Genomic DNA, 15789 nt, shown 5'->3' with positions numbered 1-15789 from the left:
TTAAACTTTTCAAAAATGAAAAAGATAACGACACAAATTTTTCTTATTGTAGTCATTGCCATGATGGCTGTGCCAGTTTGGGCGCAGAAAACCTTCCGTTGGGAAGGGACGGTCGTAGACCAAGAAAACTCCCAAGCTCTTTGGGGGGCGAATATTCAGCTAAAAGATAGCCAGCGAGGTACCGTTACAGATAGTAAGGGCCATTTTGTCATAAGTAGCACGCAATCATCGGTGAGCATTTCGATTCATTTTATTGGATTTGAAACCCAAACTAGGGTATTAAATTCTTCAGAAAAATCCATCAGTATTCAGCTGAAAAAATCATCATTTTTAAACGATGAAGTGGTTGTTAGAGCTACTCGAGCAGATGGAAACTCAGCGATGGCTTATACGAATGTGGGGGCTAAAGAATTATCTAAGTCAAATTTAGGTCAGGATATGCCGGTATTGCTCAATTTCACACCATCCATTGTGACAACATCCGATGCAGGAGCTGGAGTTGGATATACGGGCATTCGTATCCGTGGTTCTGATGCTACTCGTGTGAATGTGACCATCAATGGAATTCCGGTGAATGATTCAGAATCACAAGGAACCTATTGGGTGAATATGCCTGATTTTGCTAGTTCGGTAGCCTCTGTTCAAATTCAGCGTGGGGTTGGAACCTCCACCAATGGAGCGGGAGCATTTGGCGGTTCGGTGAATATGCAAACCAATAGTTTTGAAAAAGATCCTTATGCCGAAATAAATGTTTCTGGAGGCTCATTTGGAACATTAAAATCCACCTTAAAACTTGGAACAGGTTTATTGGGAGGGAAATGGACCATCGATGGTCGATTGTCTCGTGTGGTTTCAACGGGTTATCTAGACCGAGCGTCTTCCAATTTGCAATCGGTGTATTTGTCGACCGCTTATTTTGCTAAGAAATCTTTTTTTCGATTGAATTATTTCATTGGAAAAGAAAAAACGTTTCAATCTTGGTATGGAACTCCTGAAAGTAGGGTGAATAATGACATCGCAGGAATGAATGCTTACATAGCGCGAAATGGGTTAGGTGAAGCGGATGCCCAAAATTTGTTGGAGAGCGGAAGGACTTATAATTATTATACCTATCCCAATCAAACAGATAATTATGCCCAAGATCATTATCAATTCTTGACGCACCATAGCTTGGGGGCTCATTGGAATTTAGACCTAAATGGGCATTATACCTATGGAAGAGGTTATTACGAAGAGTATAAAGCTGATGCTAGTTTATCGAAGTATGGTTTAGCTCCCATCAATCTCGGATCGGTCCAATTGACAAACACCAATTTGGTCAGAAGGAAATGGCTGGATAATGATTTTTATGGAAGCACTTTTGCCTTAAATTACGATGCGAATCAAGGATTTAAATTTACTTTTGGCGGTGCATGGAGCCGTTATGTGGGTCGGCATTTTGGAGAAGTCATTTCAGGCGACAATTTGCCAAATTCTTATTTGGGTCATCGCTGGTATCAGAGCAGATCGCAAAAAACCGATTTGAATATGTTTGTCAAAATGAATTATGCTTTGGCCGCTAAATGGCAAAGTTACCTGGACTTGCAGTACCGTACTGTGGGCTATTCCATGCAAGGAACTGCCGATAAAATGCAGGATATAAGTCAAATTTGGACGTATAATTTCTTTAATCCTAAATTTGGCTTGACGCATCAACTAAGTGAATCAAGTAAAATGTATGGTTCTTTGGCAGTAGGTAGTAAAGAGCCTAGTCGACAAGATTTTATCGACAATCCTGGCACGACTCCACGATCCGAGTTTTTGACGGATTTTGAATTGGGTTTTGAAAGAACGGCTTCTAATTATTCATTTCAATTGAATTTGTATCGAATGCAGTATCGCGATCAATTGGTCTTGACTGGTGCTGTTAATAGTGTGGGTGAGGCCATTAGAACGAATGTGCCTGATAGTTATCGGATGGGAATAGAAGCTAGTTTGAACTACCGATTGTCCAATCAATTTACTTGGCAGGCTAATCTTACTTTAAGTCAGAACAAGGTCCTGAATTTTGTAGAAAGTATTTCAGATTATGATACTTATGGCGTTAAAATCGTGAATCATGGAACTACGGATATCGCTTATTCTCCATCGTCCATCGCCGGAAGTCAATTGACTTATACTTGGAAAGGTTTGGAAACGAGCTTGTTAACTAAATATGTGGGTCAGCAATATTTAGATAATACATCAGATGAAAATAGGAAATTGAAAGCTTATTGGACTCAGGATATTCGTTTAACTTATCCAATAAAGACGAGTTGGGCAAAGAATTTACAAGCTAGTTTGTTGTTAAATAATGTAGCGAATACTTTGTACTCATCTAATGGATATACGTACAGCTATGTATATGAACAAAAAGTAATTACGGAGAACTTTCAATATCCTCAGGCAGGATTTAACTTTTTGGTTGGACTTTCCATTCGCTTGTAAGCTAATTCAACAAAAATCCCCTGTCGGTCTGGCAGGGGATTTTTTTATGGAATTTTGAAATGTTACTTTCCCATTAAATCCCAAGTCCAGCCCATTTTGGCTAAGCGATAACGAAGGGAATACCATAATACGCCAAATCCATAAATGGAACTACGTTTGAAATTGATGGAAGAAGCCTCTTCAAAATATTTGGTGGGACAGGTTACTTCACCTACTTCAAAGTTTTTCCAAAATAATTGGAGGACCATTTGATTGTCGAAGATAAAATCATCGTCACATTCTTGAAAAGAAACAGCTTCTAAAGCTTCTCTTGAAAAAGCTCGGTAACCTGTATGGTATTCGGATAATTTTTGACCAATCAAAATATTTTGATACAAGGTTAAAATACGATTGGCGATGTATTTATAAATGGGCATTCCTCCTTTCAAAGCACCTTTCCCTAGAATTCTGGAGGCAAAAACCACGGGATATAAACCATTTCCAATAATACTTATCATGGCTTTTAAGAGCAATGGAGTATACTGATAATCCGGGTGAAGCATAATGACAATGTCTCCCTGTAATTCCAAGGCCTTGGTATAACAAGTTTTTTGATTGCCTCCGTAACCCTTGTTTTTGTCGTGGCGAATCACATGTTGAATGCCAATTTGCTTCGCGACTTCAACCGTATTATCGGGACTATGGTCATCTACAAGAATGACTTCATCCACCCAATCGTGAGGAATTTCGTTATACGTTTTTTCGAGTGTGAGTGCGGCTTTGTAGGCAGGCATCACAACAATTACCTTTTTCCCTTCGTACATAAAATGTGTGCCAAAGATTTACGAACTTTGGGCTTTGGTGTAAAATTAGATATTTATGAGCGAAACTTTGTTTTTTATTCTGTTTTCAGTGGGAGTCTTGGCAGTGATGTTGGTGGATTTAGGTGTTTTTAAGACTGGGCCACAGTCGGAAGTGACTTTTCGAGAAGCAGGTTTTTGGAGTGGAGCTTGGGTGGTTTTGGCCCTATTGTTTTATCTGTTTTTGAGGTTTAATGGAGGTATGGTTCATGGTATTCATGACGTGCCAAGTTTGCAGATTGTTCAGGAATTATATGCCAAACAGATTCAATTAGGGTCGGGTACTTATTTAGATCAACTAGCTGTATTTCAGGAAAATATGTCCTTGGAGTTTATTACAGGTTATTTGGTGGAATACTCTTTATCGGCTGATAATGTTTTTGTCTTTATTTTGATTTTTAATTCTTTCGGGGTTCAAAAGCGCTATTACAAAAAGATTTTAGTTTGGGGGGTATTGGGGGCCATTGTATTGCGACTAATCTTCATATTTTTAGGAGCAGCCTTATTGCAAAAATTCGATTGGATTATTTATTTGTTCGGGGCATTTTTGGTCTACACGGGTATAAGTATTATCATAAAAAAAGACGGTGAGGAAGAAATGGTTCCTGGTCATCATCCTGTCGTGAAGATATTGTCTAAGTATTTTAACGTGTATAAAAGAAATGTGATTGGCCGCTTTTTTGTTCGAATGAAAACGGGCAAATTATACATTACACCCATTTTTGTCGTAGTGGTGGTTATTGCATTTACGGATATTTTATTTGCAGTGGATTCTATTCCAGCTATTTTTTCCATCTCAAAAGACCCATACATTGTTTTCTTTTCCAATGTTTTTGCTGTTATGGGATTGAGGTCTTTATTTTTCTTTTTGTCAAACTTAATGGGTCTATTCCGTTTTTTACCGATCGGTTTAGGGGTGCTTTTGAGTTTTGTTGGTATCAAGATGTTAGCGCATCATTATTTGGAGCAAATAGGTTTTGGAACCTTAGCATCTTTAGGAGTCATTATTGGAATTTTGACTGTGAGTATTGTATTAAGTATGCTGTTCCCTGAGAAGAAATAATCAGTTTATTATCAGTTTGTTGGCAGAGAATTTGGGGATAATTTGTGAAATTTGCCCAACGCTGGCAAGGTTTGAAACCTTGACAGCGTTAGGATTATTGATGCCATTCCAAGGTCAATTTTCGATATTGTAAGGGAGGCATTTTCATCCATTGTTTGAACTGCTTGTTGAAATGAGAAAGATTCCCAAATCCGCTTTCAAAACAAATCTCAATCATGGGTTTGGAGCTGCTTCTAAGTAATTGACAAGCATGTTTTATCCTGAATTCCGTGACTAACTCTACAAAGGTTTTATTGGTTACTTTTTTGAAATAGCGGCAAAAAGCGGTTTCAGTCATGTTGGCCAAATGAGCCACTTCATCCAAGTGGACTTCATGGGTATAGTTAGCAATGACATAAGCGTATACACGATTGATTCTTTCTAAATCAACCGTAGATAGGGTATAACTACTTTCACTGGACTCAATGGGTTGAAGATCCGCTGCTTGTGTGCTTAGTGTATGTAAGATTTGCAAAAAATTCAATAAACGCGGGAAGGGGGCTAAGCCTTTTAAGAGTAGCATTTCCCTGGCAATTTTATCTTGTGTACTCCCTTGAATGGCGAATCCCAGTTTGGCTCTTTCTAATAACGATTTTATAGCGGCACTTTCTTTTCTATTCATAAAGGCCTCTCCCAAGAAATCTGCAGAAAAATGTATCACTAAAGCCTGGGCTGCATCTTCTTCCAAATCCTCCGTTAGCCAATCTTTCCGGTGATTTTGCCAACAATGCGGTAAATTTGACCCCAGAAGAACTAAATCCCCTGGGCTGAAGTCACTTATTTGATTTCCAATGAATCTTTTTCCCTCTCCTGAAATAATTAAGGTGAGTTCCAATTCTGGATGAAAATGATAGGGAGCATCAAAACGCGCTTGTTTCACTTCCTTGATCTCAAAGGAAAAAGCATCACTTCCTTTGGCTAAATGCTCCAAACTTGCTTTCATCTTATTTGAAAATTATCAGATTAGTCGATATATGTATTATTCTATGGTAAAATTGCATTAATTTTTACAAATTTCACGGTAGATAGTCGGATTCTTTTTATAGAACTTTGATCGAAAAATTAGCTAGATGCTTGATCAAGCTTACTTACTGAAGAACACAGACAAAACCTATTTTAATATGAATGGACACGTCTATTTACCAGACGTGTTGAGTGCCGATGATTTGCAACCATATAGGGAAGCAATCAATCGCTGGGCTAAGGATTTTCGCGCGAAGCAAAAGTCCTTAGCTGAACGCGATACCTATGGGAAAGCATTTTTACAAATGATGAATTTGTGGGAAGAGGATACTAAAATCAGAGAATTTACTTTAGCCAAACGATTTGCTCAAATAGCAGCCGATTTATTGGGGGTTGAGCGGGTTCGACTATATCATGATCAAGCTTTATTTAAGGAGCCAGGAGGAGGCCTAACTCCATGGCATCAAGATCAGTATTATTGGCCTTTAAATACCAAAAATACCGTGACCATGTGGATGCCTTTGGTGGATATCGACGAAGAAATGGGGATGCTTACTTTTGCCTCAGGTACTCAAGATGTCAACTTACCTTTGGTAAATATATCCGATGAGTCGGAACAGATGATCAGTCAATTTGTCAAGGAAAAGAATTTTCCGATTGTAGCTCAAAAAACGATGAAAGCAGGAGATGCGACCTTTCATAAGGGTTGGACTTTGCATGCCGCACCGGGCAATCATTCGAATAAAATGCGGGAGGTAATGACCATCATTTATATGGATGCGGATGCCATCATCATTGAACCTCAAAATGAAAATCAAGAAGCAGACCGTCAGCGTTGGTTGCAAGGTTTAGCTCCAGGAAAAGCGGCTGCTTCTACTTTGAATCCTGTTTTGGTTTAAGCCTAGGCATTAACGAAAAAACAAATTACAATTTTGGACAATCGCAGCCTTTTTTCTTCTTTTTGAAAAGTCCCCAAAGAAAACCTTTCTTTTTACGATATTTAGCCGCTTTCTTGTTCGTTGAGCTTGAATAGCTTAACTCCACTTTTGAATCTACTACCCTGCTATGAGCCGGAATACTGAATGAAATCAAGCAAAATAGAACGAGGTATTTCATTGCATTGAGCGCTTTTGATGTAGTACAAACTTAAGATTTTTGATTGAATAATCCTGCTTCTCATTTTTGAGATTTACAGGAACTACAATTATTTTGAGATGCGTGAAATTAATTCCATACTTGTATTTTAATTGTTTGCTTAAATACCTCCCAAACATGTGCGATACTTTTTTTAGCCCTTCTTATCGAATCCTACATGGGAATGCCATCTTAGCTAAAAATTCAGATCGTGAGCCAAATGAAGCTCAACAAATTGTTCGATTTTCTGCTCAACAGCGACCTCAGAAACGAGTAAAGGCAACATTTATTGTAGTAGATTGTCCAGAACAAGTTCATGAGGTTATCCTTTCCAAACCTTTCCACATGTGGGGTGCAGAAATGGGTATCAATGAACATGGTGTGGCTATTGGGAATGAGGCGGTATTTACCAAAATGCATTTGCCCCGAAAAAATGATGGCTTGACTGGAATGGACTTATTGCGCTTAGCCTTGGAACAGTCGAAAACGGCTCAATTTGCTTTGGAAATGATCCTTGAACTCTTGGGGAAATATGGGCAAGATGCTTGTGGTGGCTATCAAGACAAGGGAATGTTTTACAGTAATAGTTTTTTGATTGCCGACCCTCATTCAGCTTATGTATTGGAAACGGCTGGACCATTTTGGGCATATAAACACATTGATTCCTTTTATGCCATTTCCAATGTGTTGACGCTTGGCACTGATTTTGATCAGATACATCCTGATGCCCAAGCTTTTGCCTATCAAAAATCTTGGATGAAAGAAGGGGTTCCTTTCGATTTCCAAAGGGCTTTTTCCGAGCCCATCATGACATTTTTGGGTAAGGGGCTATCTCGTAAACATCAATGTGAGCTTCAAGCACCTGCTTTAGATAGCCAAAAATTCAGTATTCAAGATGCTTTTGGTATTTTGAGAAGCCACCGAATCAAGGAAAATTTCGAGCCATGCCAAGGAAATATGGGAAATATTTGTTTGCATGCACAAGGACTATTGACTCCTTCCCAAACCACGGGTAGTATGGTGGTGGAGTTAAGAGGTAAAGCTAATTCTAGTGTATGGCTTACCGGATCATCCGCACCATGTTTGTCGGTTTTTAAACCTTTTTACTTTGGAACCAATACCTTGAATGACGATGTATTTCCACAGGCTAGTAAGCGTTTGGACCATTCCTATTGGTGGCAATGGGAGAAAATTCACCGTAAGGCTTTGAGCGATTATCGATCTTTGCATGCTAAAATTCAGCTATTCCAACAAGAAAACGAGAATTCTTGGCTAGAAGAAGATCAAATATTGTCCCTAAGTATGGACATGAAAAAGAGAGAAGAGCTTAGCCAGAATGCTATTGATACTTGTTTGCGGTTGGTGAAAGCACTGGAACAACAAAAAGGCAAAAGCAAATTCAACATAAGATCGTTCGCATATTTCTTGTATTGGAAATGGCAAAATAGGGTAATGAAACATGAAGGAAATTAATACAGACATTTTGATCGTTGGAGCTGGATATGCAGGAATTGCAGCCGCTAAAAAATTACATACTGCTCAGCAAGATTTTATGGTGATTGAATCACGAGATCGAATAGGAGGAAGAACCTTGACGGAGGATTTGGAATCGGGTGTGACGGTTGATATGGGTGCGAAGTGGGTGGGGCCGACTCAGCACTTAGTATGGGAATGGATCAAGGAAACCCAAACAGAAACCTATGATACCTATGACCAAGGAAAGAACCTATTGAAGTTTAAAAATAAAATCAGTTCCTATACGGGTACGATTCCTAAGATAGACCCCATTTCATTGATTAATTTAGGAATTGCCATCAGTAAAATGAATAAGCTTTCCGCGCAAATTTCGTTGACCGAGCCTTGGAATCACCCAAAAGCTAAGGAATTTGATGCCATGACTTTGGCCACTTGGATGGAAAAATATATCTGGACGGCCAAGGCAAAACATTTATTTGAGATAGGCATACAAACGGTTTTTGCCGCAGAAGCTTCGGAGATTTCGCTGCTATTTGCCTTGTTTTATTTTAAATCGGGGGACAATATGGATACCCTCATTTCCATAAAAAATGGAGCTCAACAGAGCATTTTGAAAGGAGGAACTCAGGGATTAATTAAAAAAATAGCTGCCTCATTTTTGGACAAAATTAATCTTGAGTCACCTTTATTACGCTTGAGTCAACAAGCCAGTGGAATTATTGCTGAAACTAACAAGTTAAAAATACATGCTAGGAAATGTATTTTGACGATTCCTCCTGTATTAATAAATACGATTGTATTTGAACCACCTTTACCTCAACAAAAAGCGCAGTTATACCAGCGAATGCCCATGGGTGCAGCCATGAAGGTGTACTTAATTTACCCGACTCCTTTTTGGAGAGAAATGGGTTTTAGTGGGCAAATAGTGAGTGATGAATATCCACTTAAAGTGACCTTTGATGTGGGACATGCTGATTCAGATCAAGGGGTATTATTGGTCTTTGTTGAAGGAAATGATGCTCGAAATTTCATTGATTTGGAAGAAGGGGCTCGCAAAAAAATGATATTAGAATGCGTAGAGAAAATTTTTGGTCATCAAGCTTCCATGCCGATGCAATACATCGATAAATGTTGGACGAAGGAAGTGTATTCTCGTGGATGTTATACAGGTTTGATGGGGCCAAATACCTTGACGCAGTTTGGACACCAAATTAGAGTCCCATTTAAACACATACATTTTGCTGGAACTGAAACCGCAGAGAAATGGTGTGGTTATTTAGATGGGGCTATCTCATCGGGTTATCGGGCAGCTTCTGAAGTGTTGAAAGAAACGCTCTAGAAGCTGCCCTAAATATTTATTTTATTCTTTCCTTGAAATAAGCAATGGCCATATTCCAGGCTTCTTCAGTGGATTTTTTGTCGAATGCTGGGTTAGAAGGATTGGCGAAAGCATGCTCAGCATCAAAGCTTTTCACTTGTAGTTTTTTGCCAGCGGCCTTCATGTTTTCTTCAAATTCTGCAACTACTTTTGGGGAAATCCATTGTTCTTTACCTGCGAATAAACCCAATACATCGGTATTCAAGGCTTTTAATTCATAGACATCTTTCACAGGCATTCCGTAGTACATCACACAAGCTACACCTTGTTTTCCCGCCAAAATAGACGCTTTTAAAGATAATCCACCTCCAAAACACCAGCCTACGGTGGCAATTTTAGCCTCTGGTCCTACCTGTTTTATTGCACCACGGATGATGGCTTCTAGTCGGGCTGGATTTGCTTCTCCCATGTATTTTCCTGCATCTTCTCGCGTGGTGGCAACCTTGCCGTCATACATGTCGATGGCTAGGACATTGACGTTTCCTAATGTACTATAGAAGTGTTCGGCTTCTCTTTTAACATGATCATTGAGTCCCCACCATTCTTGGAATACGAATAAAGTAGTTTTGGTAGGCTTAGCGGCTTTGATATAAAATGCTTTGGCTTTTTGGCCGTCAGGTGTACTGAACTCAATCATTTCACCTCCAGCTTTTGAGATATGTACATAAGGTTTAGGCAATTTATGTGAGCGTTGGAAGGCTTTATTGGATGCCATTAATTGCATGTCGTCTTTTTTGAGAAAGCAGCAGGATTGGGCATCGAGTTCTTGGAAACCCAAAATTAATGAGAGGAGAATGACGATTTTTTTCATGGTATTATTTGAATAAAATTTTTGAATAATTTAATCGAAAATGATGCATTTAACTTAACTTTACCAACTCTTTAAGACTGAAATATCATATGAAAAACAATTTCTTCGGCTCTGTCCGAATTTTTGCAAGCATCTGTCTTGCCTGTTTATTTTCGTTCTCACTTGTTGCACAAGATAAAAACGTACTCAAAGGTAAAAAGGTTTTGGTTTTTTCATCGACCAAAGGATTTCGTCATAGTTCTATTGAGCCTGGCAAAATTGCATTTTTGAAGATGGCCGCTGAAAAGGGTTTTTCTGTGGATACGACAGAGAACGCTGCTGCTTTTACTGAAAATAATTTGATGAAATACCGTGTTGTGGTATTTTTAAATACCACTGGAAATGTCTTGACTGCTCCTCAGCAAAATGCATTTGAGCGCTATATCCAAGCAGGAGGAGGGTATCTTGGTATCCATGCTGCTACGGACACAGAATATGATTGGCCTTGGTATGGCAAATTATCAGGAGGGTATTTTGCCTCACATCCGGGTCGTCCGAATGTACAAGAAGGTAAGATGAACGTGGTAGACGGAACTCATATTTCTACTTCTCACATGCCAGCTAGTTTTAATCGTAAGGACGAATTCTATGATATCAAAGAGTTTAACAAAGACGTTAAAGTGTTGGTGACTGTTGATGAGAAATCATATAAAGATGGTAAAATGGGTGATTTTCACCCAATGGCTTGGTACCATGAATTTGATGGTGGACGGGCATTTTATACCAACTGGGGACATACCCATGAATCTTTTTCTGAGGATTTGGTATTAAAGCATATTTGGGGAGGTCTTCAATGGGTGGCTTCAGGTGCTGATATTAACTATAATAAAAAATTGCGTACAGGAGTACTTCCTGAGGAAAACAGATTTACTAAAATTACGTTAGATCGTAATTTGGACGAGCCAACTGAATTGGCCGTAACCAATCAAGGAAAAATCTTTTATGCAGAGCGTAAAGGTAAATTGAAGATGTTTGATCCGAAAAAAGGTAAAACGAAAGTTGTCGCTAATTTGGATGTATTTAATAAGTTTGAATATGGTTTAATGGGGATGAATATTGACCCTAATTACGATCAAAATAAGTGGATTTATTTATTTTATTCCCCACAAACTGGTCAGCCCGATACAGCACAGCATTTATCTCGTTTTACTTACGATGATGTGAAAGATACTTTATTAATGAATACGGAGAAGGTATTATTACGTGTTCCGGTCAAGCGCACAGGATGCTGTCATACAGGAGGTTCTATCGCTTGGGATAAAGAAGGAAACTTATTTTTGTCCACAGGAGATGATACCAACCCATTTGAATCGAATGGTTTTGGCCCAATTGATAATCGTCCAGGAAGAGCGGGTTGGGATGCTCGTTCTACAAGCTCGAATACCAATGATTTAAGAGGTAAGATTATGCGTATTAAGCCAACAGCAGATGGTTCTTACACCATTCCGAAGGGTAATCTATTCCCAGAGAAGACACCTCACGCTAAAGCTGAGATTTATGTGATGGGTAATCGTAATCCTTACCGTATAGCGGTGGATCAGCGTACAGGCTTTTTATATTGGGGAGAAGTTGGGCCAGATGCAGGTGAAAATTCACCTAAATATGGTTCAAGAGGATATGATGAAGTAAATCAGGCCCGTGAGGCAGGTTATTTTGGATGGCCACTATTTGTAGGTAATAATCAAACCTACAATCAAAGAGATTTTGTAAAAGACAGTACTTGGGCTAAGTTTAGTGTGGAGGCTCCGATCAACGATTCTCCTCATAATACGGGTTTTGCTCATTTGCCTAAACCTCAAAAAGCCTTTATTTTCTATCCATATGTAGATTCTCCTGAATTTGGTCCAGTTATTGGAAAAGGTTCTAGAAATGCCATGGCTGGCCCAGTTTATTATTCTGAGGATTTTCCTGCCAATTCTAAGACAAAGTTCCCAGCTTATTATGATGGAAAATTGTTTGCTTACGATTGGGCTAGAGATATTATTTATACAGTTTCAATGAAGCAAAATGGGGATTTTGATTCCATGGAGCGTTTCTTACCATCGATGAAGTTTTCTCATCCAATTGATATGCAATTTGCCAAAGATGGCACATTCTATGGTTTAGAATATGGTCCAAACTGGTTTGCACAAAACGAGGAGGCGACCTTGTATAAAATAGAATACAATGGAGGTAACCGTCCTCCGAAGGTGGAAATTGCGGTAGATAAGAAAGTTGGAGCATCGCCTTTAAAAGTAAAATTCTCTTCGGTAGGTACCTTAGATTATGATGGCGACGCTATTAAATATGCCTGGTCATTTGGTGATGGACAAACGAGTACATTGGCTAATCCAAGTATTACGTATACCAAATCAGGTGTATTTAAAGCTGTTTTGAAAGTGAAAGATGCGAAAGGTAATGTTAGCTCAGCCGAGACCATTGTCAAAGTGGGAAATGAAATTCCAAAAGTAGATGTGAGTATTGAAGGAAATAAATCGTTCTATTGGAATGACAAAGCTGTGAAATACCAAGTGAAGGTAGAAGATAAGGAAGATGGCACTTTAAGTAGTAAGAAAATTGCGGAAGAAGATGTTGTGTTGAATATCAACTACTTACAAGGGTTTGATAAGACCTTAATTGAGCAAGGACATCAAAGCAATACTTCATTCTCTAACGGAAAGCGTTTAATAGAGTTATCGGATTGTAAAACATGCCATGCGGTAGAAAAGAAATCCATTGGACCATCTTATACAGAAGTAGGCAAGAAATACCGCGCTACTGCAGCTAATATTGATATGTTAGCGAAGAAAGTTATTTCTGGTGGTGGTGGAGTTTGGGGAGAACAAGTGATGGCTGCTCACCCACAAATCAAATCGGATGATGCCAAAGAAATGGTTCGTTATATCTTAAGTTTATCGGATACCAAGAAAACGTCGAAACCATTAAAAGGGGAATATGTGACGAATGATGGAGGTAAGCCAGGTACATTCTTATTTGTGGCTAGCTATACCGACAAAGGTGGTTCTAAAGTAGGTTCGGCTACGGGCCAGCAAGTAATTACATTACGTAATTCACGAGTGGCTGCAGCAACGGCTGATCAGACTTCAAAGACCATGAAATATAAAATCGATGGTATTGGAGAGCTTTTGGTTGCTACGGCTGATAAAGGTTATGCCAATTTTGGTATGATAGATTTGACTGGAATTAAGTCGATCCAAGTTTCTTCTTTTGTGATGCCAGGGCAAACAGCTGGAGGTAAACTAGAATTGAGGTCAGGTAGTCCAAGTGGTACGCTTTTAGGCTCAATTGATATTAATACGACAGGAGATGCTAAAATGCCAATTAACGTATCAGGTTCTCAGAACTTATATTTTGTTTTCTCTAATCCGAATGCAGGGGATAAGCCTTTGTATGGTTTGAAGGAAATCTATTTTGAGAATTAGGAAAGTATATTTCATGAAAAAGGCTCCGAAAGGAGCCTTTTTTGTTTTCATGTAATAGTTATTTGTTACCATTTAGTACGAATGTACAGGTTTTCTACTTTTTGTCGAGCCCAAGGCGTTCTTCTCAAAAAAGTTAAAGAGGATTTGATACTTGGATTGATGGCAAAGCAGTTAATGCGAATTCTTCGGGCTAGTTCTTCCCAGCCATAACGCTCCACCAATTGCTCCATGATGAAGGCTAAGGTTTTGCCATGCAAAGGGTCATTGGATACTTGTCCTTCGTCCATAGGTGATGATTTAAGCGCGCTCAGATAATTCTAACCAGCGCAATTCTTTTTCCTCCAAACTGTTTTTTAATCGTTCAATTTCTGCTGCCCAAGCCGTTAAGTCTTGAAAATCATCGGAACCTTTGCTAAGTCGTTCAATGAGCGCTTCTTTTTGACCTTCCATCACGGCCATCTCCTTTTCTAGTTCTTCCAATTCTTTCGCTTCTTTAAAACTTAATTTTGCTCCTTTGGGAGTGGGTTTATTTTCGATTACTGGAGCAGGATTTTTTTTCTCTACCGCAGGTTCTTTTTCTTTATTTTCTAGTGCAATGCGATAGTCCGTATAATTACCATTGAAGAAATTTACCTCACCTTCTCCTTCTACTAAAATCAATTGATCGACTAAATTATCCATGAAGTATCGGTCGTGAGAAACCAATAATAAGCAACCTTGGAACTCACTTAAGAAATCTTCTAATAACTGTAAGGTATCTAAATCCAAATCATTGGTAGGCTCATCTAGAATTAAGAAGTTGGGGTTCTTGACCAATACTTGCATCAATTGCAGCCTTTTTTTCTCACCTCCCGATAGCTTTTCTACGGGAGTATATTGCTGGGCAGTAGGAAACAAAAATTTACTTAAGAACTGACTTGGGGTCAATGACTCATTTTTTCCATAGGGAATCACTTCGGCAATTTCGGTAATGGTATCAATAACGCGCTGTTCAGGCTTAAACTCAAAAGGTATTTGGGTATAATACCCAATTACTAGTGTTTCACCTGGATCAATTGTACCAGCATCAGGTTGTTCTAAGCCTGTTAAAAGTTGAAGGAAAGTTGTTTTACCTGCACCATTTTTACCTACGATACCGATACGATCTTTTTTCTTGAAGGTATAGGTAAAATCATTGACAATCTTCTTTTCTCCCCAGGCTTTCTTTAGGTGGTTGATTTCTATGATTTTATTACCCAGGCGCGACATCTGGATATTTAATTCCAGTTTGCTATCATCGGTTTTGCGATGTGCCACTTCTTCTGTCTCAGCAAAAGCATCAATGCGCGACTGAGCCTTAGTGCCACGAGCTTTGGGTTGACGTCTCATCCATTCCAATTCCTTGCGGTACAAGTTTTTGGCTTTGGAAATCGTACTTGCTTCTGAAGCTTCGCGTTCTGCCTTTTTCTCCAGGAAATAGGCATAATTACCTTCATAGGTATAGATGGAGCCATTGCTTAGCTCCAGCATTTTATTGCAAACTTTATCTAGGAAATATCGATCGTGAGAAACCACTAAGACGGTGACATTGGGTCCAGAAAGAATACCTTCTAGCCATTCTATCGTTTCAATATCCAAGTGGTTGGTTGGTTCATCCAGAATCATGATATCTGGACTTTCGATCAATAATTTGGCCAAAGAAAGTCGTTTCTTTTGACCACCTGAAAGGGTGCTTACTTTTTGATCTCCGTCGGGAATACCAAGGCGAGTAATGATTTGCTTGGCTCTAGCCTCATAGTCCCAGGCATTATGGGCTTCCATGAGCGCAAAAGAATCTTCAAGTTCTTTGGCATCACCTGAAATCATAGCCTTTTCATAGGCTTTGATCGCCTGAGCACTCGGCAAATCGTCGGAAAAAAGGTAATTTAAAACTTCTTCATTTTCCTGAAAAATGGGGTTTTGTGGAAGGTAACCCACGCGTATGCCTTTGCGGATGGTTACTTTACCTTCATCAGGGCTTTGGAGACCCATCAAGGTTTCCATCAGGGTCGTTTTACCCGTACCATTTTTTCCAATGAGGGATACTTTTTCTCCTTTTTGTAGGCCAAAGAACAGGTTTTTAAAGACCCATCTTTCACCCAAATTGCGAGAAATATTTTCCGCGGATAGGTAATTCATGT

General features: G+C 39.1%; 12 protein-coding genes. 6 read left to right on the top strand and 6 right to left on the bottom strand.

The annotated features are described in order from the left end of the window. Nucleotides 1-15: 15 nt before the first annotated feature. A complete protein-coding gene (locus G9H65_RS08870) occupies nt 16-2466 on the top strand; it encodes a TonB-dependent receptor (protein WP_166374987.1) in 2451 nt (816 codons plus the stop codon). A gap of 62 nt (nt 2467-2528) precedes the next feature. Here G9H65_RS08870 and G9H65_RS08865 read toward each other — a convergent pair whose 3' ends face one another. Further along, the gene (locus G9H65_RS08865) at nt 2529-3269 is read right to left on the bottom strand and encodes a glycosyltransferase family 2 protein (RefSeq protein ID WP_166374986.1); all 741 of its coding nucleotides are present in this window, start codon (nt 3267-3269) and stop codon (nt 2529-2531) included. A gap of 49 nt (nt 3270-3318) precedes the next feature. Between G9H65_RS08865 and G9H65_RS08860 the strand changes: the two genes are divergently transcribed. After that, nucleotides 3319-4368, top strand: a complete 1050-nt coding sequence (locus G9H65_RS08860) for a TerC/Alx family metal homeostasis membrane protein (RefSeq protein WP_166375048.1) — start codon at nt 3319-3321, stop codon at nt 4366-4368. A gap of 94 nt (nt 4369-4462) precedes the next feature. On the opposite strand, the gene G9H65_RS08855 is transcribed toward G9H65_RS08860, so the two are convergent. Then, nucleotides 4463-5350 carry an AraC family transcriptional regulator gene (locus G9H65_RS08855; RefSeq protein WP_166374985.1) on the bottom strand — a complete coding sequence of 296 codons (888 nt, stop codon included), beginning with the start codon at nt 5348-5350 and terminating at the stop codon, nt 4463-4465. 127 nt (nt 5351-5477) lie between these two features. Here G9H65_RS08855 and G9H65_RS08850 point away from each other — a divergent pair, with 127 nt between their 5' ends. Beyond that, a complete protein-coding gene (locus tag G9H65_RS08850) occupies nt 5478-6269 on the top strand; it encodes a phytanoyl-CoA dioxygenase family protein (RefSeq protein ID WP_166374984.1) in 792 nt (263 codons plus the stop codon). Between the two features lie 25 nt (nt 6270-6294). Here the strand turns inward: G9H65_RS08850 and G9H65_RS08845 are convergent, their stop codons facing one another. After that, nucleotides 6295-6486, bottom strand: a complete 192-nt coding sequence (locus G9H65_RS08845) for a hypothetical protein (RefSeq protein WP_166374983.1) — start codon at nt 6484-6486, stop codon at nt 6295-6297. Between the two features lie 156 nt (nt 6487-6642). Between G9H65_RS08845 and G9H65_RS08840 the strand changes: the two genes are divergently transcribed. Further along, on the top strand, nt 6643-7977 hold the full coding sequence (locus tag G9H65_RS08840) for a carcinine hydrolase/isopenicillin-N N-acyltransferase family protein (RefSeq protein ID WP_166374982.1): 1335 nt from the start codon (nt 6643-6645) through the stop codon (nt 7975-7977). Next, nucleotides 7964-9319, top strand: a complete 1356-nt coding sequence (locus G9H65_RS08835; protein ID WP_166374981.1) for a flavin monoamine oxidase family protein — start codon at nt 7964-7966, stop codon at nt 9317-9319. Before G9H65_RS08840 ends, G9H65_RS08835 begins: the two co-directional genes overlap by 14 nt. Nucleotides 9320-9335: 16 nt before the next feature. On the opposite strand, the gene G9H65_RS08830 is transcribed toward G9H65_RS08835, so the two are convergent. After that, nucleotides 9336-10169: a dienelactone hydrolase family protein gene (locus G9H65_RS08830; protein ID WP_166374980.1), complete on the bottom strand. Its 834-nt coding sequence runs from the start codon at nt 10167-10169 to the stop codon at nt 9336-9338. A gap of 89 nt (nt 10170-10258) precedes the next feature. Between G9H65_RS08830 and G9H65_RS08825 the strand changes: the two genes are divergently transcribed. Beyond that, entirely contained in the window at nt 10259-13630 is a 3372-nt protein-coding gene (locus tag G9H65_RS08825) for a ThuA domain-containing protein (RefSeq protein WP_166374979.1), read from the top strand. A gap of 65 nt (nt 13631-13695) precedes the next feature. Here the strand turns inward: G9H65_RS08825 and G9H65_RS08820 are convergent, their stop codons facing one another. Then, entirely contained in the window at nt 13696-13917 is a 222-nt protein-coding gene (locus G9H65_RS08820; RefSeq protein WP_166374978.1) for a VF530 family protein, read from the bottom strand. A gap of 10 nt (nt 13918-13927) precedes the next feature. Further along, nucleotides 13928-15787, bottom strand: coding sequence for an ABC-F family ATP-binding cassette domain-containing protein (locus G9H65_RS08815; RefSeq protein WP_166374977.1), 1860 nt, complete (start codon nt 15785-15787; stop codon nt 13928-13930). Between the last annotated feature and the right edge of the window lie 2 nt (nt 15788-15789).

Origin of the sequence: Aquirufa ecclesiirivi (assembly GCF_011250515.1) — a bacterium.
Lineage (GTDB): Bacteria > Bacteroidota > Bacteroidia > Cytophagales > Spirosomataceae > Aquirufa > Aquirufa ecclesiirivi.
Note: the sequence above shows the minus strand (reverse complement) of the source record. Positions and strands in the feature narration are given on the sequence as shown.